This is a genomic window from Streptomyces sp. NPDC050806, from assembly GCF_055586425.1.
This window is the reverse complement of record NZ_JBVJIF010000005.1, coordinates 507,825-524,141: the sequence shown is the minus strand read 5'-3', so window position 1 is coordinate 524,141 and position 16,317 is coordinate 507,825. Positions and strand designations below refer to the sequence as shown.

The 16,317-nt window shown below is 67.8% G+C and carries 19 protein-coding genes; 10 read left to right on the top strand and 9 right to left on the bottom strand.

The window, feature by feature from the left end; translation table 11 throughout:
- Window positions 1-65: 65 nt before the first annotated feature.
- Both ACZ6WH_RS18450 and ACZ6WH_RS18445 read right to left on the bottom strand, forming a co-directional pair.
- On the bottom strand, window positions 66-506 hold the full coding sequence (locus ACZ6WH_RS18450; RefSeq protein WP_469729478.1) for a VOC family protein: 441 nt from the start codon (window positions 504-506) through the stop codon (window positions 66-68).
- 116 nt (window positions 507-622) lie between these two features.
- A complete protein-coding gene (locus ACZ6WH_RS18445) occupies window positions 623-1,237 on the bottom strand; it encodes a LysE family translocator (RefSeq protein WP_469729477.1) in 615 nt (204 codons plus the stop codon).
- A 316-nt stretch (window positions 1,238-1,553) separates the two neighbouring features.
- Here ACZ6WH_RS18445 and ACZ6WH_RS18440 point away from each other — a divergent pair, with 316 nt between their 5' ends.
- The 5 genes from ACZ6WH_RS18440 (at window position 1,554) to ACZ6WH_RS18420 (ending at window position 5,540) form a co-directional block, all read left to right on the top strand.
- A complete protein-coding gene (locus tag ACZ6WH_RS18440; RefSeq protein WP_469729476.1) occupies window positions 1,554-2,279 on the top strand; it encodes a DUF4232 domain-containing protein in 726 nt (241 codons plus the stop codon).
- A gap of 371 nt (window positions 2,280-2,650) precedes the next feature.
- The gene (locus ACZ6WH_RS18435; protein ID WP_469729475.1) at window positions 2,651-3,367 is read left to right on the top strand and encodes a cyclodityrosine synthase; all 717 of its coding nucleotides are present in this window, start codon (window positions 2,651-2,653) and stop codon (window positions 3,365-3,367) included.
- Window positions 3,351-3,863, top strand: coding sequence for a hypothetical protein (locus ACZ6WH_RS18430; RefSeq protein WP_469729474.1), 513 nt, complete (start codon window positions 3,351-3,353; stop codon window positions 3,861-3,863). Before ACZ6WH_RS18435 ends, ACZ6WH_RS18430 begins: the two co-directional genes overlap by 17 nt.
- Complete coding sequence (locus tag ACZ6WH_RS18425; protein ID WP_469729473.1) at window positions 3,860-4,543, top strand: cytochrome P450; 684 nt, start codon at window positions 3,860-3,862, stop codon at window positions 4,541-4,543. The genes ACZ6WH_RS18430 and ACZ6WH_RS18425 overlap by 4 nt, the downstream gene beginning before the upstream one ends.
- A 130-nt stretch (window positions 4,544-4,673) precedes the next feature.
- Entirely contained in the window at window positions 4,674-5,540 is an 867-nt protein-coding gene (locus tag ACZ6WH_RS18420; protein WP_469729472.1) for a GNAT family N-acetyltransferase, read from the top strand.
- Window positions 5,541-5,616: 76 nt separating this feature from the next.
- Here ACZ6WH_RS18420 and ACZ6WH_RS18415 read toward each other — a convergent pair whose 3' ends face one another.
- Window positions 5,617-5,961, bottom strand: a complete 345-nt coding sequence (locus ACZ6WH_RS18415) for a rodlin (protein ID WP_432863406.1) — start codon at window positions 5,959-5,961, stop codon at window positions 5,617-5,619.
- 501 nt (window positions 5,962-6,462) lie between these two features.
- Between ACZ6WH_RS18415 and ACZ6WH_RS18410 the strand changes: the two genes are divergently transcribed.
- Window positions 6,463-7,143 carry a PepSY domain-containing protein gene (locus ACZ6WH_RS18410; RefSeq protein WP_469729471.1) on the top strand — a complete coding sequence of 227 codons (681 nt, stop codon included), beginning with the start codon at window positions 6,463-6,465 and terminating at the stop codon, window positions 7,141-7,143.
- A 333-nt stretch (window positions 7,144-7,476) separates the two neighbouring features.
- Here the strand turns inward: ACZ6WH_RS18410 and ACZ6WH_RS18405 are convergent, their stop codons facing one another.
- From ACZ6WH_RS18405 to ACZ6WH_RS18385, 5 genes are all read right to left on the bottom strand, one after another.
- On the bottom strand, window positions 7,477-8,040 hold the full coding sequence (locus ACZ6WH_RS18405) for a cysteine hydrolase family protein (RefSeq protein WP_469729470.1): 564 nt from the start codon (window positions 8,038-8,040) through the stop codon (window positions 7,477-7,479).
- A gap of 468 nt (window positions 8,041-8,508) precedes the next feature.
- The gene (locus ACZ6WH_RS18400) at window positions 8,509-8,982 is read right to left on the bottom strand and encodes an NUDIX hydrolase (RefSeq protein ID WP_469729469.1); all 474 of its coding nucleotides are present in this window, start codon (window positions 8,980-8,982) and stop codon (window positions 8,509-8,511) included.
- A 34-nt stretch (window positions 8,983-9,016) separates the two neighbouring features.
- Window positions 9,017-9,475: an NUDIX hydrolase gene (locus ACZ6WH_RS18395; RefSeq protein ID WP_469729468.1), complete on the bottom strand. Its 459-nt coding sequence runs from the start codon at window positions 9,473-9,475 to the stop codon at window positions 9,017-9,019.
- Complete coding sequence (locus ACZ6WH_RS18390; RefSeq protein ID WP_469729467.1) at window positions 9,472-10,389, bottom strand: alpha/beta hydrolase; 918 nt, start codon at window positions 10,387-10,389, stop codon at window positions 9,472-9,474. Before ACZ6WH_RS18390 ends, ACZ6WH_RS18395 begins: the two co-directional genes overlap by 4 nt.
- 135 nt (window positions 10,390-10,524) lie before the next feature.
- Complete coding sequence (locus ACZ6WH_RS18385; RefSeq protein WP_469729466.1) at window positions 10,525-11,982, bottom strand: purine-cytosine permease family protein; 1,458 nt, start codon at window positions 11,980-11,982, stop codon at window positions 10,525-10,527.
- Window positions 11,983-12,317: 335 nt separating this feature from the next.
- Here ACZ6WH_RS18385 and ACZ6WH_RS18380 point away from each other — a divergent pair, with 335 nt between their 5' ends.
- From ACZ6WH_RS18380 to ACZ6WH_RS18365, 4 genes are all read left to right on the top strand, one after another.
- Complete coding sequence (locus ACZ6WH_RS18380; RefSeq protein ID WP_469729465.1) at window positions 12,318-13,442, top strand: LLM class flavin-dependent oxidoreductase; 1,125 nt, start codon at window positions 12,318-12,320, stop codon at window positions 13,440-13,442.
- Window positions 13,439-14,038, top strand: coding sequence for an amino acid synthesis family protein (locus ACZ6WH_RS18375; RefSeq protein WP_469729464.1), 600 nt, complete (start codon window positions 13,439-13,441; stop codon window positions 14,036-14,038). Before ACZ6WH_RS18380 ends, ACZ6WH_RS18375 begins: the two co-directional genes overlap by 4 nt.
- A gap of 19 nt (window positions 14,039-14,057) precedes the next feature.
- Complete coding sequence (locus ACZ6WH_RS18370; RefSeq protein WP_469729636.1) at window positions 14,058-14,261, top strand: amino acid synthesis family protein; 204 nt, start codon at window positions 14,058-14,060, stop codon at window positions 14,259-14,261.
- Between the two features lie 280 nt (window positions 14,262-14,541).
- The gene (locus ACZ6WH_RS18365) at window positions 14,542-15,174 is read left to right on the top strand and encodes a GntR family transcriptional regulator (RefSeq protein WP_469729463.1); all 633 of its coding nucleotides are present in this window, start codon (window positions 14,542-14,544) and stop codon (window positions 15,172-15,174) included.
- An 87-nt stretch (window positions 15,175-15,261) separates the two neighbouring features.
- Here ACZ6WH_RS18365 and ACZ6WH_RS18360 read toward each other — a convergent pair whose 3' ends face one another.
- A complete protein-coding gene (locus ACZ6WH_RS18360) occupies window positions 15,262-16,305 on the bottom strand; it encodes an LLM class flavin-dependent oxidoreductase (protein WP_469729462.1) in 1,044 nt (347 codons plus the stop codon).
- Between the last annotated feature and the right edge of the window lie 12 nt (window positions 16,306-16,317).

Below are 16,317 nucleotides of genomic sequence, written 5' to 3'. Positions count from 1 at the left end.
AGAAGGGCAGACCGGGACGGTGCGTTCGGGCAACGGTGCTTTCGGCGCGCTTTCCCCGGCGGCCTTCAGCCGAGTTGCTCGGCCAGTCCGACGATGATGCCCTCGGGGCCACGGACGTAGCAGAGCCGATAGCTGTCCTCGTACCGAGCCACTTCGCCGACGAGTTCAGCGCCGTGTGTGCGCAGCCGGGCAACGGCCTCATCGATGTCGTCGACCGCGAACATGATGCGACGAATCCCCAGCGTGTTCGCCGGGGAGTCCTCTGGCTCGTTCCTGATCGCCTTCGGCGTGTGGAACATCGCCAGCTCGATTTTGCCGTGCCCGTCCGGGGTCCGCAGCATCGCGACGTCCTGCCGGACGTCATCGAGCCCGATGACACGCTCCACCCAACGTCCCTCGACCGGCCCCTTGCCCTCCAGCTCCATGCCGAGTTCGACGAAGAACGCAATGACGGCGTCAAGGTCGTCGACAACGATGAGGACGTTGTCCATCCGCTGGATCGTCATGCCGGATCTCCTTGTGTGAGGTGTGCGTCCACGGTGGGCGCATCCATACCGGGGACGGAGTCGCCACGCCGTTCTCGACACCCTCCGCTGCTCCGCTTCGAGATCCTCCGGAGGCGTCAGTTGTTGGTCGTCGCAAGCTGAAAGCCGAGACCGACGAAGGCGGCGGCGAAGCTGCGACGCATCCAGGTGAGGACCTTCGGGCGGGAGATCACGTGATCGCGAACCGCTGCGGCGAATGCCCCGTAGACGGCGAAGACGACGAAGGTCATCGCCATGAAGACCGCGCTCAGTTCGAGCATGTGGGGAAGGGAGTTCCTCGCGTCCACCGGAACGAACTGAGGGAGGAAGGCCAGGAAGAAGATGGACAGCTTGGGATTCAGGACGTTGATGAGAATGGCGGTACCGGTGATCCTGGCGGCTGACGTGCTGCCGGAACGGGTGTCATCGACCTTCAATGTGCCGTGTTCGCGCAGCGTGTTCCAGGCCATGTACAGGAGGTAGGCCACGCCCGCGTATTTGAAGGCCTCGAAGACGACGGCGCTGGTGTGGAGGATGGCCGCGAGCCCCGCGATCGCGGCCGCCAGGTGCGGGACGATCCCGAGCGTGCATCCGAAGGCCGCGATGACGCTCTTGCGGAACCCCTGGGAGAGCCCCGTTGCGATGGTGTACAGGGCGCCCGTACCGGGCGAGACGACGATGATTAACGAGGTGATCAGGAACTCGATGCTCACGGGATCGCTCCTTGGTCCATGCCGCGCCCGGCGTAGTCAACGACCGGAACGGTACCCGTTGTTGAGGCAAGGAGTTCAGGAGTTACGGATGAGGAGGGCGGCATGCCGCACGTCTGGTGTCGTCGCCGGCAGAACGGGCTGAGGTGCGCCACCGCACCGCGTCGGTACGTACGCCGCCGCACCGCACGGATGCGCCGCCGCACCGCGTTAGCCGTCCGTTAGCGGAACGCCAACGCGATCTTCGAGGCTGATTGCCGTCAGAGCGTGTGCCTGGCGCTGTGAACGGTGAAGCAGTCCGATCTACGGGGGAGCACCCATGCGCAAGAACCTCATCCGCACCACCAGCCTGGCCGCTGTGGCGGCCGCCGCCGTCCTCTCGCTGAGCGCTTGCGAGGAGGGGGCCGATTCCGCCGGTGCTTCGCCCGTGCCCAGCGCGGCGCAGACGCAGTCCGGAGACAAGGGGCAGGAAGCCGACGGCGGCACGGGCGGCAGCGCCGAGGACACCGGCTCCAAGGGCAGCTCGGCAGGGTCGGGCAGTGGGGGTTCGACGAGCGGCAATGGGGCTGGCGACGGCGGCAGCGCGTCCGACGGCGGGGGCAGTGGGGGCACCGACAAGGGCGGATACGGGCAGGTCTGCGGCGCCAACGACCTGACGTGGAACGCCAAGTCCGAGACCCAGGCCGGCGGGTACATTCTCATCTCGGTGAAGGCCAAGTCGGGTATCACCTGCACCCTCCCGGCTGCGCTTCCGGTGGTGGCCTTCGGGTCCGACGGCACCGAAGCAGGCCCGGCCGAGCAGGCCGTCGGAGAGCCGGTGAAGCTCAGCGGCGGCACCGTCGCCTACGCGGGGGTGAACCCCAAGACCACGAACAACGATTACGGCAAGGAACTGACCGAGATCATCGCCGCGGTGAGCAAGGACGACAAGACCGACCCGGTCAGCCTGTCCACCGGCAGCATCACCGTCGACCGGCCGATCGTCACCAACTGGCACACCGCGCCCCGGGACGCCGTTCCCGGTGACGGCTTGGACAGCCACTGACGACACCACACGGTGCGCGGAACAGGGACAGCGCCCCCATACGCGTTGCGGGGGGGCGCTGTACGCGGTGAGGCCGGAGACGACGGCGGCGGCTATGGCGGACGCTCCCCCGGCCCGTTCCTCCCAACCCCCGGGCTGCGGCTGCGGCCGCTCGGGTGAATCTCCGGAGGTACCGCGTCATCGTCACATCGGAGGGAAATATACCGGCTGACCGCTGAGAGCGAACGCCGGAAGAAGCGTAGAACCATGCGTGCCCGCACCGCACACGTCACCGCGCTACCGCGAATTACCGATGTCTTGAGCAGTGACAGCCGCAGCGCGGGATTCCTGCCGCTTGGACGACCGTCAGCGGGCTCGGAGGAGCGTTTTCGTTGACCACAGCGACCGAGGTATTCGCCGTCCGGCCGTACACCCGCCACTGCCAGGTCATTCATGACGAAGGAGCACACGCCGTCATCGGCGTCTCCCCCGGGAACTCCTACTTCTCACATCAGCGAGTCATCGACCTCGCATCCTGGGGCCTGCGCCACTTCGATCAGGTCGACCTGATCTACACGGACCTGCACGTCGCCGACATGTATGAAGCGCTGGGGTACGGTCCGGTCGAAGCTCGCCGCAAGGCTGTCAAGAACCTGCGTGGCGTGCGCGCCAAGGTCGACGCCGCCGGCGCCGCAACCGATCCCGACGGGACTCGGTTGCGGGGCAGGCCGCTGTCCGCACTGTTGGACCTGCCCGCCTATCAGCAGCTCCGTACGGGCATCGGCGGCCTCCTGACGTCGGATCCAGAATTCCGCACCGCATGCTTCCGGCTCGCCGACGCGTTTCTCCACAGCAGGACGCCGGACGGCCAGGCAGCCACCGACGGACAGCGAGAGGCGTGCCCGGCCTACATCTGCGCCGAGGCACCGCTGTTCCTCGATACCCCGGCGATCCTCGGGGTGCAGTCATCGCTCAACTGCTACCACCAGCTTCTCCCCATGGCTGAACTGCTGTACGCGCGCGGGCCCGGTCTGCGTGCCTCCCGTAACCAAGGGCACGGCATCGTCACTCCCCTCGCAACAGGAGATCGTCATGACCACCACCACTGACAGCCTGCCGCGGTTTCCCTTCGACGCCCGCGGCGACCGGCTGCCTGCCCAGCTCGACGGTCTTTGGCGCGATGCACCGGTCATCAAGGTGCGCACCATCGCTGGAGACGAAGCCTGGCTGGTGTCCTCGCACGCACTGTGCAAGCAGGTGCTGGAAGACGAGCGCTTCAGCCTCAAAGACACATCGGCACCGGGAGTACCGCGTCAGTACGCACTGACCATTCCGCCCGAGGTCGTCAACAACATGGGCAACATCACCGGCGCTGGGCCGCGCAAGGCGGTGATGAAGGCCCTCAATCCCAAGGCTCCCGGCGTGGAGGAATGGCTGCCGGCCACGCTCGTAAGCTGCTCGACGGGCTCCTCGTGGAGGGAGCGCCGGGCGACCTCCGCGCCCAGTTCACGGTGCCGTACTCCACCGGCCTCCACTGTCACATTCTCGGGATTCCGCAGTCCGACGCGGCTCGGCTCTACCGCAGCCTGCACATCGCCTTCATGAACTCGGCCACGCCGATCGTCGGGGCGAGGATGAACTGGGACCGCGACCTCGCCCACATGACCGCGCGTCTGAACGATCCGGACACCCGCGGCCTGATGGGGGACTTGGCGGCGCTGCGTCATGACCCCGACTACGGGCACCTGACGGATGACATGCTGGCGACGGTCGGTGTCACGATGTTCGGGGCCGGAACGATCTCCACCATGGGGTTTCTGACCATGGCACTGGTCTCCCTCATGCAGCGCCCGGACCTGAAGAAACTGCTCGTGGACGACCCTTCGCTGATCCCGGCCGGAGTGGAGGAACTGCTGCGCGTCAACCTCTCGATCGGTGACGGGCTGCCTCGCCTGGCTCTGGACACCGTGCGGCTCGGCGACGTCGAGGTGAAGAAGGGCGAACTTGTCCTGGTCCTGGTCGAGGGCGCCAACCATGACCCGTCCGCATTCCCGGACCCGCACGCAGCGGACCTGGGGCGCCCCAACGCGGGTGCACACCTGTCGTTCGGTGGCGGGCAGCACTACTGCCCGGCGTCCGCACTGGCCAAGCGGCACGCCCAGATCGCCTTGGAGGTCCTGCTCGACCGGATGCCGAAGCTGGAACTCGCGGTACCGATCGAGCAGTTGGTGTGGCGCACCGGCTTCATGAAGCGCATCCCGGAAAGACTGCCCATGACCTGGTGAGCCGGCAGCGAGCATCGGCGATTCGGCGCGTGGCCGCGGGGGCCGCACATGGCATGAGCCGACCCGCACCGCGTTCGGCCGGTCGGAAACCGGGTGCGGGCCGCCAGTGCGATGGTGTGTCATCGGGGACATGGCGATGGTGTTGGGCAAGCCGGAAGTCGAGGGGCTGAGCGAGGTTGTGAGCGTGCTGCGGGACTGGCAGTACGACACGGCGCCGATGCAACTGCATCCGGGGGACCTGGGCTGGTTCTGGCGGTCGGGTGCGGAAGCGACCGCCGCGGCGGTCAGGACGTGGAGCCGGGGCGGACGGATTCTCGCCGTCGGGCTGCTGGACGGTCCCGGGATGTTACGGCTGACGATCGCGCCGGACGCTCAGCGGGAGGAGGAGCTGGCGCGGCAGTTGGTCGATGACGTGACCGAGCCGGACCGCGGCGTGCTGCCGAGGGGAAGGGTGAGCATCGAGGCGCCGATGGGTGCCCTGGTCCAAGATCTGCTGTTGGAGGAAGGCTGGAGCCCCGACGAACCGTGGACGCCGCTGCGCCGCGACCTCTCGGATCCGGTGGAGGACCCAGGTGTGCGGGTCGAGGTGGCGGGGCCGGAGCTGGCGCACGTGTTCGCCGCCGTACATCGGTCAGCGTTCACCGGGTCGAGGTTCGCTGAGGAACGCTGGCACGCGATGGCGGCCGGATTGCCGTACGCCGACGCCGGATGTCTGGTCGCGTACGACGACCAGGGCAATGCGGTGGCGGCAGTGGCGGTGTGGTCGGCTGGCCCGGGAAGGCCCGGGCTGCTCGAACCGATGGGCGTACACCGGGAGCATCGCCGTCACGGCTACGGCGCGGCGATCACCGTCGCCGCGGCGGCCGCACTCCAGGAGCTGGGGTCGTCGAGCGCGATCGTGTGCACCCCGAGCGTCAATTTCGGCGCCATCGCCACCTACCAGGCAGCCGGCTTCCAGCAACGCCCCGAGGTCCGGGACCGATCCCGGGACGTCTGAGTCCCGAGGGGAAGAACGACCGCTGAACGCCGTGGGCGACGTCCAGCGGTCGTCGTTCGAAAACTTCGGAAATGACTTACTGATCGCTGCCGGAGGACTGAGTGGTGTTGGTGGCGCACTGCTGGTTCTGCGGGGAGGAGAGAACGTTGACGTCCTGTACCGCGACCGGCACCAGGATGCCCACCAGCGCTCCGACATTGGCCTTCGCCGGCACCCCGACGCACAGCTCGTTCAACGTGCCCTGGACAGCGCCGAACTGCCCGCTCAGGCTGCCATGAGTCGTCGAGTTGCCGAACGCGGTCTGTGCGCCGTTGCCGCTGAGGTTCGTCGGACCGTCGTCGATCGCGACGGCGGTTCCGGCTCCGCCGGCGATCGCAGCGGCGGCGAGGCTGCAGGCGGTCATGGTGCTACGGATGTACATGGCTCTCTCCACAGAATGACGACGTGTCCAAAGCCAGGAGTACATCCTGCGGCGCGGCGCGTTCACATCCATTCACCTGATCGTCGGCGTGCCCAAGACAAGCCTTCAATCGCCTTGTCCGGCAAGCCAGTACCACCCGGCGATCCCGATGGGAACAACGTCGAAGCGTTCTGCCATCGGCCTGGCTGAGCGCACCTACCGCGAGGGCCGCTGCATGGAAGGCGTCCACCGTGGCGCGGTCGGCCGCGGCGAACGCGATGTGCAGTTCACGCGCGGGCGCGGAGTCGGTCGCGGGGACCAGCTCCCGGCCACTCCCCCGGTCGGGGCCGGCCGCTGGCACGGGTGGGCGCCCTGTCATCCGCCCTCAAGCCTGAAACTGAAGAGCGCTTCAGGGTTTCAGGTTGTGTTCAGGTTCGGTTCGGCACTGTGGTGAATGTCGGAAGGGCGCGACAGGGCCCGCCGGCGGAACCACACCGCACCACGATCCGGAGGAACGTCCCCATGAAGGCCACCGCCAAGCGCACGCTCACCCCCCGCGCCATCGTCCTCGGCACGGCCGCTGCCGTCGCACTGATCGGTGGCACGGGTGCCGTGACCGCCTTCGCCGACGACGACGCCCCGGCCCCGCACTCCTCGGTCCAGCTCTCCCAGAAGGAGCGCCACCTGGACGACACCGCCAAGGACCGCGCGCAGGTCAAGGCCGACAAGGTCAGCCAGTCCGAGGCCACCGCCAAGGCCCTCAAGGCCGTCCCCGGCACCGCGACCTCCGCCGAACTCGACACCGCGGACCGTAACGGCTCCCTCATCTGGGAGGTCGATGTCCTGGGCAAGGACCACAAGAACCATGACGTCACCATCGACGCCGGCAACGGCAAGGTCCTCAACCAGCACACCGACCGCGACGACGACGCCGCCCAGGACGCCGCCGAGACCCAGGCCCAGGTCAAGGCCGACAAGATCGGCCACGACAAGGCCACCGACAAGGCCCTGAAGGCCGTCCCCGGCACCGTCACCTCCTACAGCCTCGACGACAACGACCGCAACGGTGCCACCGTCTGGGAGGTCGACGTCCTCGGCAAGGACCACAAGAGCCACGACGTCACCATCGACGCGGCCAGCGGCAAGGTCCTCAACCAGCACGTCGACCAGGACGACCACGGCAACAACAACGACGACGACTGATCAGGCATTCGGTCAGGCACCAGACCACCTGCCTGGCGCCTTCCGATAATCCGAAGGGGCCGTGCCCGCCAACGTCCGGCGGACACGGCCCCTTCATCGGGTTCCGGCATTTCCGTACGAAAAGGAATCTTTCGATCCGGGTGCGCGGCGATGAGCGCACAGCTACTGTGACCGTGCACGGCCTGGTGCGCGGTGCATCCCCCGTCGTCGCGCACCAGGCCTGTTTGCGGACATGCCCCTACGCCCAGGGGCGCGCCAGGCGCGCTCGATTCCGTGAAACCCGGAGGCAGTCGAATCCGCGGACTGGGCTGCCGTTATTGAACTGGGCTGCCGCTATTGAGATGCGAGCCTCTTGAGCCAGTGCCCGACGGGGACGACATCCGCCCACTGCGGAAAAAGCCGCTCGACGAGGACCCGGTGCACCTCTGGATCGGGGTCCAGGCAGGCGTCGGGCAGAACAGCGAGGCCGAAGTCCAGGTCGTTCGCCTGGCACAGGGTGGACAGCACCACAGCGCTGGTGGCGATGCCGGTGAGCACAAGGCTGTCGATACCGCGCGCCCGCAACACCACGTCGAGATCGCTGCCCGAGAACGCGCTCGCCCGCCTCTTGGTGACCACCACGTCGCCCGGCCGGGGCGCGACCTCGGGGTGGATCTCGGTACCCGGGGCACCCTCGACGTACAGGCCGGCCTGGGCGATGGCAGCGAGAGCCCTATTTCGGGTCCCGACCTCGGGGAAACCGGGACGTAGTCCGATGACCACGTAGATCACGGGCATGTTCGCCGCCCGGGCTCCGTCGATCGCCCCGCGCAGGCGTGGCAGGTACCCGGAGTCGTCGTCCACCGCGTCCACGATGGCCCGTTGGACGTCCATCACGAGTAAGGCGCTGCTGCTCATGTCGTCTCCAGGCGGCGTTGAAACGGGCCGGGTGCTGATGTGACGCTCGGATCCTACGCGGCGTGGGCATGGTGGTGGCGCGCCCGCCGGGCTGGGTTCGAGCATTCAGCGCGAGGGGAAACGACGTTTGCCTCGCGTCACGGGCAAGTGACGCGGACGACGGTCAGGTGCCCCTCCCCCTGTACGCCCGGTACGGCAGCACGGGCGCTGAGTGGGCGGTCTCCCTGCGGGGTCCGGGCGGGGAGACCGTTGGGGGGATGGGTACAGCAAAGCGCATATATGCGTCTGAGGGAACGGTCCTGCACCGCATCACTCATATGGAGCACGCGAGAGCTTCGACCCGTTCGACCTGTCGGGATTGGCGGCATCGGCCTCGATCTTCGGCGCCGTCCCCATCCGCTGCCACGTGCCACTCCCCGACCAGCGATGATGCTTCGCGCGTGGGGCGGCGGTCGCCCGGCAGTCGTCTCAGTGCTGGATCAGGCCGCCGACCGGGACGGGCGGGACATGGCCGGTTGCCGGAAGGGTCTGCGCCAGGGCGAGGCCGATGTCGACGAGCGATGATCTGCGCAGGCCGGCGACGTCGGGGAGCGGAGTCCAGACCGACTCTGCGACCTCGCCGTTCGGCTCGGGCCGGAGTTGGCCGCCGGTGATGCGGACCTGGTAGAAGATGCCGACATTCTGGTGTTCCGGTCCGCCGGGGACGGCGCGCTCGGCGGCGGGAATGATCCTTGAGTCCACGCCCAGCAGGCGTTCGACGACGGCGTCGCAGCCGGTCTCCTCGGCGACCTCCCGGATCACCGCGTCGTACGGATCCTCCCCGTGCTCGACCCTGCCGCCCGGAAGAGTCCAGTTGGGACCGCCCCTCGGTGGTACATGACAGGCGAGCAGCACTCGGCCGTCTTCGATGCACACGGCGTACGCCGCCAGGCGGAAACTCATCTTCTAGCTCCGGTGCTAGCAAGCGCGGTTCGCTTTACGTGCTGGAACGGGTCGCCCAGTTCTCATCGATGCGGCCCAACCAGGCGTCTTGGTCGTCGGCCAAGGGGGTGGTCAGGGGAAGGGGGAGGAAGCGGCAGGAGAAGACCATGCCGGCATCGCTGTCCTGGCCCTCAACGCGATGGATCCAGGCATCGGGGCTCGCCGCCGGCGCTGCGAGATGGAAGAAGGTCGTCCGGCGGGGCTGCCCCGTGTCGGGATGCGGCTTGTCCTCAACGGTGACCTGTCCCATGACTGTCGCCGTCAGCAGGCCTGTCTCTTCACGGACCTCGCGGAGCACGGCGTCCTCCAGCGCCTCCCCCGGCCGTACACCGCCCGCAGGGACCTGGGTGCCGGCCCCGGGTGCGTCGACATGGTCAAAGACCAGCAGCTCCGGCAGGTCGCGGTGTCGGATCACGTATGCGGCGACGCGGACGCGTGGACGGGCCGTCCTCACGGTTGAACAATCCGGTCGAGCAGCCAGGTCTCGATGTCGCTGAGCGCGGTCCGGGCCACTGCTGTGGGGTGCCCTGTGAAGCCGTGGGGTGACTCCGGGTAGATACGGAGTTCGACGTCGTTTCCAGCGGCGGAGAGCCGGCCCGCCATCGCGAGGTTGTCCTCCAGCAGTACGTCCGCGCTGCCGATGACCAGCAGCGCAGGGGGAAGGTCGCGCAGGTCGCCGTAGAGGGGAGAGATGTCCGGGAGGGTGCGGTCCACGACATGGCCGGCGTAGGCCTGGAGGAAGTACTCGTCCGCGATCCTGCGTCCGGCCGGCGTCCGTGCGCTCAAGTCGTAGGTGCCGAACTGGAGCGCGGCGCCTACGAATCTGTCGACGGTCCCCTTGTCCCTCAGCCGGAGCAGGGTCGTCAGTGCGAGTGTCGCTCCCGCCGAGCTTCCACCGATCATCAGTCGAGTAGTTCCGAACCGGTCACCCGCTTGTTCGACGAGCCAGCGTGCCGCCGCTTCGCAGTCGTCAGGTGCGGCCGGCCAGGGATGCTCAGGGGCCAGCCGATAGTCGACACTGACGACCGCGAGGTGCAGGGCTTCGGCCAGCTCACGGTTCCGTACGTCTCCTCGCGCGGCGGAATCCATGTAGAAGCCGCCGCCGTGGATGTCCAGGTAGACGCCTCGTGCCCGCTTGCCGGCGGGGGTGAAGATCCGTACCGGGACACGCACTCCCCCGGCTTCGACCGTCTCTTCGATGGCCGGTGGATCGGCCGGGAGCGGCGTGGACCGCTTCGCTCGTACCTCCTGCAGCTCCTCCGGAGTGCTGGGACCACGACCGGCTGCCCTCGATCCGTAGAAGTCCCGGGCTTCCTCGACCTGCTCCGCCGGTAGGTCGGCCAATAGATCGTCCAGCGAGAATCGCACGCGGCCCTCCACATCACCCAGGGGTCTTGCCGTCCTGCCCCAGGCTATTGCAGGCCCCAGCACCAGCCTCGGCCGACGTCCAGTGCTACGGACGTCGCCCGAGGATGCGCTCGCCGTCAGGGACTGCGCTCGCCGTCAGTGGTTCTGGCCGGCTACCGCCTTGGAGCGGTCGGTGTCGGTCGGCGCCTGGTGGGAGCCGCCGGCCGTGTCACTCGTCCAGAGGGGCTTGAGCCGGTACGTCAGCAGATAGACCAGCGAGGCCGCGACGGCGGCGACGAGCATGCTCAGGTCGCCGGCTTCCGGGAACGCCTTCGCGAACGCGCCGGTGTAGAGGTGGGACTGCCAGAACGGCACCGACGCGGCGACACCGCCCACCCATGCCACGAAGCCCCAGTTCAGCACGCGGGAGCGGTCGTAGAGCTCCGAGATGCGGCGGATGTCGGCCCGGCCGCCCAGGTAGTAGTCGAGGAGGAGCACGGCGGCGAAGGGGGCGATGAAGTATGCCGTCAGGTTGAGGAAGACCTTGAACTTGTCCTCCGTCCCGGACGCACCCCACAGGCTGACGACGTACGCCACCGCGCAGATGCCGATGACCGCCTGGGAGCGGGTGACGGGCACCTTCAGGGTCTGGACGGAGATGGCACCGCCGTAGACGTTGAGGAAGTTCTGTGCCAGTGCCGAGAGGCCGACCGCCAGCAGGGCGGGGACGGCGAACGGGCCTGCCAGCTGGTGGAGGGCGGTGATGGTGTCCGAGCTGCTGGCGCTGCCGCCGACGACCACTCCCAGGATGCCGAGCCAGCAGAGGGTGACGAAGTTGCCGAGGCCGGTGTACCAGGCGGTGCGCTTGACGACCTGCGGGGTGTCGGGCAGGTAGCGGGAGTAGTCCGAGGCGAAGGGTGCCCAGGCGACGAGGAAGGCGAAGAACCAGCCGCCGAAAGTGATCAGGCCGCCGGTGTTGCCGATGAAGCCCGGTGCTTGCGGGTTGGCCTCGAAGACGTTGCCGCCGCGGACGAGGGCGACCACGGTGATCAGTGCGAACAGCGGGGTCAGAACGTAGGTCAGCGCCTTCTGAAGGAAGTTGATCATGTTGTAGCCGTAGACGGCCACCACCATCTCGATCAACGTCAGCAGCGCCGCGCAGAGCCAGTACGGCAGATGTGTCAGCTCGGCGAAGGCCTTGCCGCCGAGGATCACCGTCACGGCCGCCCAGCCGACGCCGGCGAAGACGTTGATGTAGGCGACGGGCAGGAAGTTGCCGAAGAAGCCGAGCGGTCCGCGGGCCTGGATCTGCTGCGGTACGCCGAGCCGGACGCCCATCCGGGACATGACGGCCATGAGCAGGCAGCCGAGCCCGGACCCGACGACGATGGCGGCGACGGCGGCGGGAAAACTCAGCCCGAACGAGGCCGCGTTGAACCCGAGCAAAATGATCGGGAAGTTGAGGCCGGCGGCGAACCAGACGAAGAACTGCGAACTGGGCTTCCCATGCCGCTCGTTGGCGGGAATGTGATCGACCCCGAAGGGTTCGACCTTGGTGACCGAGCTGCCGTAGACCGGTGCGGCGGCTTCCGGCGGCGGGGAGTCATGGGTCATGCCGTACTCCTGACTGGGCGGAGTTGAAAAACGGGCGTCACGGCACGGGGCCGTGTGCGGGGACGCGGCGGATGCGGTCTGCAGGAGTGACGGTGCGTTCAAGGCTGCGGCTCATCACAGTCCCCTCAGTGAAACTCTTGCATGGCAGAGGACCGTAGGTACGCGGCCAGGCAGTGTCAACACTGGAGGCCGAATCACTTATGAAGCGACTCCTTGACCTGGGCATTGCCACATAAGCAAGGGGTGCGGAGGTCGAGGAATGGCATGTCTTGACGAGCCACGCTCGGCGAACTTAGCCTCTCTTGCATGGCACAGCCAGAACGGAAGGACTGCGTATGAGGTTCTCGATCTTTCACAATCTGGGAGCCCCAGGGCGCCTGGGTGAGTACGCCCAGGTCATGAACGAGGCCCGGGAGTTCGCAAGCGCCGCCGACCAGGGAGGCTTCTGGTCCACCTGGTACACCGAGCACCACTTCGGGCACGAGGCGATCGAGATCACCCCGAATCCGGTCCTGATGGGCGCCGACATCGCCGCACGCACGGAGCGCATCCGCATCGGCCAGGCAGCGAACATCGCCACCTTCTGGCACCCCCTGCGCCTCGCCGAAGACATCGCCATGCTGGATCAGCTCTCCGGCGGCCGCGTCGAGGTCGGCCTCGGCCGCGGGCTGTACGGCCGCGAGGCGCTCAACCTCAATGCGCTCGCCGACCCGCGTGACCAGGAACAGAACCGGTCACTGTACGACGAGACGGTAGAGGTGCTGCGCAAGGCGTGGAGCGGCGACTTCTTCTCGCACAAGGGCCGCTGCTACGAGTTCCCGGCGCCCGGTGTGCGGTGGAACCATCCCCTGTCACCCGCGACCGATGACTACACCTCCGCCGGTGTGATCACGAAGATGCAGGTCACGCCCGCTCCCCTGCAGCGTCCCCACCCGCCGCTGTGGCAGGTCATCGACAGTCCCCGGTCGATCAAGGCCGCCGCCACCGATGGCGTCCAGGGCATGTTCTGGCTGCCGCCGGTTTCGGCGCTCAAGGAGCGTTTCGAGCTGTACCGCGACACCGCCAGTGCGGCATCGGGCCGGGAGTACGCGCTCGGCGAGGGCATCGGCCTGGTCCGCGATGTCTACGTCGCGGACACCATGGAGCAGGCCCGCGCCGACTTCGAGGAGGCACTGATGACGACGTACCGCTGGATCACGCACTGGCGCGGGCTGGGCAACCTGATGGAGGCCGGCGAGGAGCTGACCGACGCCCACCGGCTCTCGTTCGAGTTCCTGCACAGCCGCAATCTGCTGGTCGGCACCCCCGAGTACGTCACCGAGAAGATCGCGGAACTCCGCGCCGAGGTGGGCCTGGAGCACCTGCTGCTGTGGACCACCCACCCCGGACTGGAACACCGCAAGGCGATGCGCAGCCTGGAACTGTTCACGGAGAAGGTCATGCCGGAGTTCACCTCATGAGCGGCCTGGTGCGGAAGGTGGTGACGGTCGTCGACGAGGTCCTGCTGGAGCTCGGACGCCCGGTCGCCACACCGGTGCGGCGCGTCGCGGCCGCCGCGGTCATCCGCAACCCCTGGGCCGGACGCGGCTTCGTAGCCGATCTGCAGCCGGCGGTCGAAGAAGTGGCCCCGGAATTGGGCCAGTTGCTCACCGGCAAGCTGATCGAGACGCTGGGCGGTGTCGACCGGATCGAAGCCTTCGGCAAGGCGGCCATGGTCGGCCTGGACGGGGAGATCGAACACGGCGGTGCGCTGATCCATACGCCCTACTTCGGCAATGTCCTGCGGGAACTGACCGAAGGCACCTCGATCATCGTCTTCAACGACGACCGGCTGCCCGCCGGCGAGCCCCTCACCGTGCCGCTGTGGCACAAGACGGCCGCCGCGACCCGTACGCACTACCAGACCGTTCAGATCCGGATCCCGGACGCTCCTCGTGCCGACGAGATCGTTGTGATCGCCGGCGCCTCGTCCGGACCGCGCCCCAACGCCCGGATCGGGGACCGCCGCACCGACCCCGTCGTCCGCCTCGCCGACCTGGACAACGCGGCCCGATGACCGTACGCAAGATCATCACCTGCACCGAGGACAGGCCGCGGCCGGCGCGGTATTCGACATCCCGCTCAAGCACATCACTGACGCCACCGTTCGTCCGCACCACCAGACGATCGAGGCCCGCGTGCCGGACGGCCCCCGGGCGAACGAGATCGTGATCGGACTCGCGGCGGCCTCCCGGGGGCGCCCGCAGGCCCGGCTGGCGCCCTTGTCCACCGAGCAATGACTGGTCCAGGCCCTCGGTAGGAGCCCACTACGGCCGTCGGCCGGGAAAGCGCCCGGGGAGAGACGCCCACGATGCATGCGGGTCTCTCCCCGGGCGCTTGTCGCTGGGTACGCCCTGGCCGGCCCACCCGTACACGCCATCACCGGTACTGGTACTTGTATGGCACCAGCACTGTGTCGCGTGAGTTGACGTGCAAAGCGGGGGCCCACTAGCGTCTTGTGCCATGCAAGGATCAACGGGGACTGCCAAGCGCCTGCCACGCACGAGCATGCAGGCGCGAGTGGCTGACGAGCTCCGCCAGATGATTATCAGCGGCGAGCTGCAGCCGGGGGCCAGCCTTTCCGAGATGACTCTGTCGGAGAACTTCGGCGTCAGTCGCACTCCGATCCGCGAGGCACTCAAGCAGCTGCAGATCGAGGGCCTGGTGCAGGTGCGGCCGCGGGTCGGCACCTTCGTGGCCGTGCCGTCGCGGCGCGAGGTCACCGAGCTGTTCCAGATGAAGGAACTGCTGGAGGGCGCTGCGGCCCGGCTGCTGGCCCTCCGCGGTCGGGTACCGGAAGTGGACCGGCTCCAGGCCACCATGCAGGAGGCCGACGAGGCGGTCCGAGCGGGTGACGCCGAGCGGTACGCGGAGCTGGTGCACGAATTCCACGAACTGATCGTCATCGGCGCCGACAACAGCAAGCTCGTCGCGCACTATCGCACGCTCATGAACCAGTTGGCCTACACCCGTCTGGTCCGCACATCACTGGCACAGCCCGGCCGGCTGAGCGAATCCGATCACGAGCACCATCGCGTCCTCGATCTCATCCTCGCCAAGGACGGCGACGGCGCCGAACGCGTGATGCGTGAGCACGTGCGCCGAAGCCATCAGGCGGTCATGGCCGGCATCGACGAACAGGAACGCGGCTGAGCGCAGAAGCGCCCCGGCCGGTCATGCCCTTGCGAGCATGACCGGCCGGGGCATGAGGCACCGGCGCTTCCCCCGGTAACCGGCGCCTCACTGGAAGGCCGGCACGACTTCCTTGATGAACATCTCCAGGGACTCGCGCTTCTCCTCGTGCGACATGCTGTTGTCGATCCAGAAGCTGTACTCGTCGACGCCCAGCTCCTCGTAATGACGCAGCCGCTCGATGACCTCGGCCGGGGTGCCGACCATGGCGGTCTTGTGCAGCGACTCCGGGTCGAACTCGGGCCGCTCCTCGAACTTCGACTCCGGGCTGGGCTCCAGGAACCCGTTCTCCGGGGTGGTCTTGTTGCCGAACCAGGCATCGAAGGTCCGGTAGTACCGGTTGATCGCCTCAGCGGCCGGGCGCCAGCCGTCGGGCTCCTCGGGCGAATGGACGTGCGTGTGGCGCAGCACCATCAGCTCGGGACGCGGCACCTCGGGGTGGTTCGCCACCGCGGTGTCGAACTTCTCCTTCAGGGCGACGACCTCCTCATCACCCTTCATCAGCGGGGTGACCATGACGTTGCAGCCCTGGGCCACCGCGAAGTCGTGGGAGGCGGGGTCGCGGGCGGCTATCCACATGGGCGGAGTGGGCTGCTGCACCGGCTTGGGCACGCTGGTCGAGGTCGGGAACTGCCAGATCTCGCCGTCGTGGGCGTAGTCGCCCTGCCAGAGGGCCCGGACGGCGGGCACCAGCTCGCGCAGGTGCTTCCCGCCTTCGGCGGCCGGCAGCCCGCCCGCCATGCGGTCGAACTCGAATTGGTGGGCACCGCGGGCGAGTCCCACCTCCATGCGGCCATTGCTGATGACGTCGAGCAGCGCGGTTTCGCCGGCGACCCGGAGCGGGTGCCAGAACGGGGCGACGATGGTCCCCGCGCCCAGCCGGATGGTCGAGGTCTGCGCGGCCAGGTGTGCCAGCAGTGGCATCGGGCTCGGGGAGATCACGTACTCCATCGCGTGATGCTCGCCGATCCACACGGTGCTGAACCCGCCGGCCTCGGCCATCAGGGTCAGCTCGGAGAGATTCTCGAAGAGCTGCCGGTGGCTGTCCTTCTCGTCCCAGCGCTCCATGTGCACGAAGAGTGAAAATCGCATGGCTGATCCTCG

Excerpts from the sequence above, each read along its gene's own strand:
- ACZ6WH_RS18425 (WP_469729473.1), top strand. The coding sequence starts at position 3,860 with ATGAACTCGGCCACGCCGATCGTCGGGGCGAGGATGAACTGGGACCGC.
- ACZ6WH_RS18380 (WP_469729465.1), top strand. The coding sequence starts at position 12,318 with ATGAGGTTCTCGATCTTTCACAATCTGGGAGCCCCAGGGCGCCTGGGT.
- ACZ6WH_RS18360 (WP_469729462.1), bottom strand. The coding sequence starts at position 16,305 with ATGCGATTTTCACTCTTCGTGCACATGGAGCGCTGGGACGAGAAGGAC.
- ACZ6WH_RS18405 (WP_469729470.1), bottom strand. The coding sequence starts at position 8,040 with ATGAGCAGCAGCGCCTTACTCGTGATGGACGTCCAACGGGCCATCGTG.
- ACZ6WH_RS18410 (WP_469729471.1), top strand. The coding sequence starts at position 6,463 with ATGAAGGCCACCGCCAAGCGCACGCTCACCCCCCGCGCCATCGTCCTC.
- ACZ6WH_RS18375 (WP_469729464.1), top strand. The coding sequence starts at position 13,439 with ATGAGCGGCCTGGTGCGGAAGGTGGTGACGGTCGTCGACGAGGTCCTG.
- ACZ6WH_RS18400 (WP_469729469.1), bottom strand. The coding sequence starts at position 8,982 with ATGAGTTTCCGCCTGGCGGCGTACGCCGTGTGCATCGAAGACGGCCGA.
- ACZ6WH_RS18440 (WP_469729476.1), top strand. The coding sequence starts at position 1,554 with ATGCGCAAGAACCTCATCCGCACCACCAGCCTGGCCGCTGTGGCGGCC.
- ACZ6WH_RS18420 (WP_469729472.1), top strand. The coding sequence starts at position 4,674 with ATGGCGATGGTGTTGGGCAAGCCGGAAGTCGAGGGGCTGAGCGAGGTT.
- ACZ6WH_RS18450 (WP_469729478.1), bottom strand. The coding sequence starts at position 506 with ATGACGATCCAGCGGATGGACAACGTCCTCATCGTTGTCGACGACCTT.
- ACZ6WH_RS18385 (WP_469729466.1), bottom strand. The coding sequence starts at position 11,982 with ATGACCCATGACTCCCCGCCGCCGGAAGCCGCCGCACCGGTCTACGGC.
- ACZ6WH_RS18430 (WP_469729474.1), top strand. The coding sequence starts at position 3,351 with ATGACCACCACCACTGACAGCCTGCCGCGGTTTCCCTTCGACGCCCGC.
- ACZ6WH_RS18415 (WP_432863406.1), bottom strand. The coding sequence starts at position 5,961 with ATGTACATCCGTAGCACCATGACCGCCTGCAGCCTCGCCGCCGCTGCG.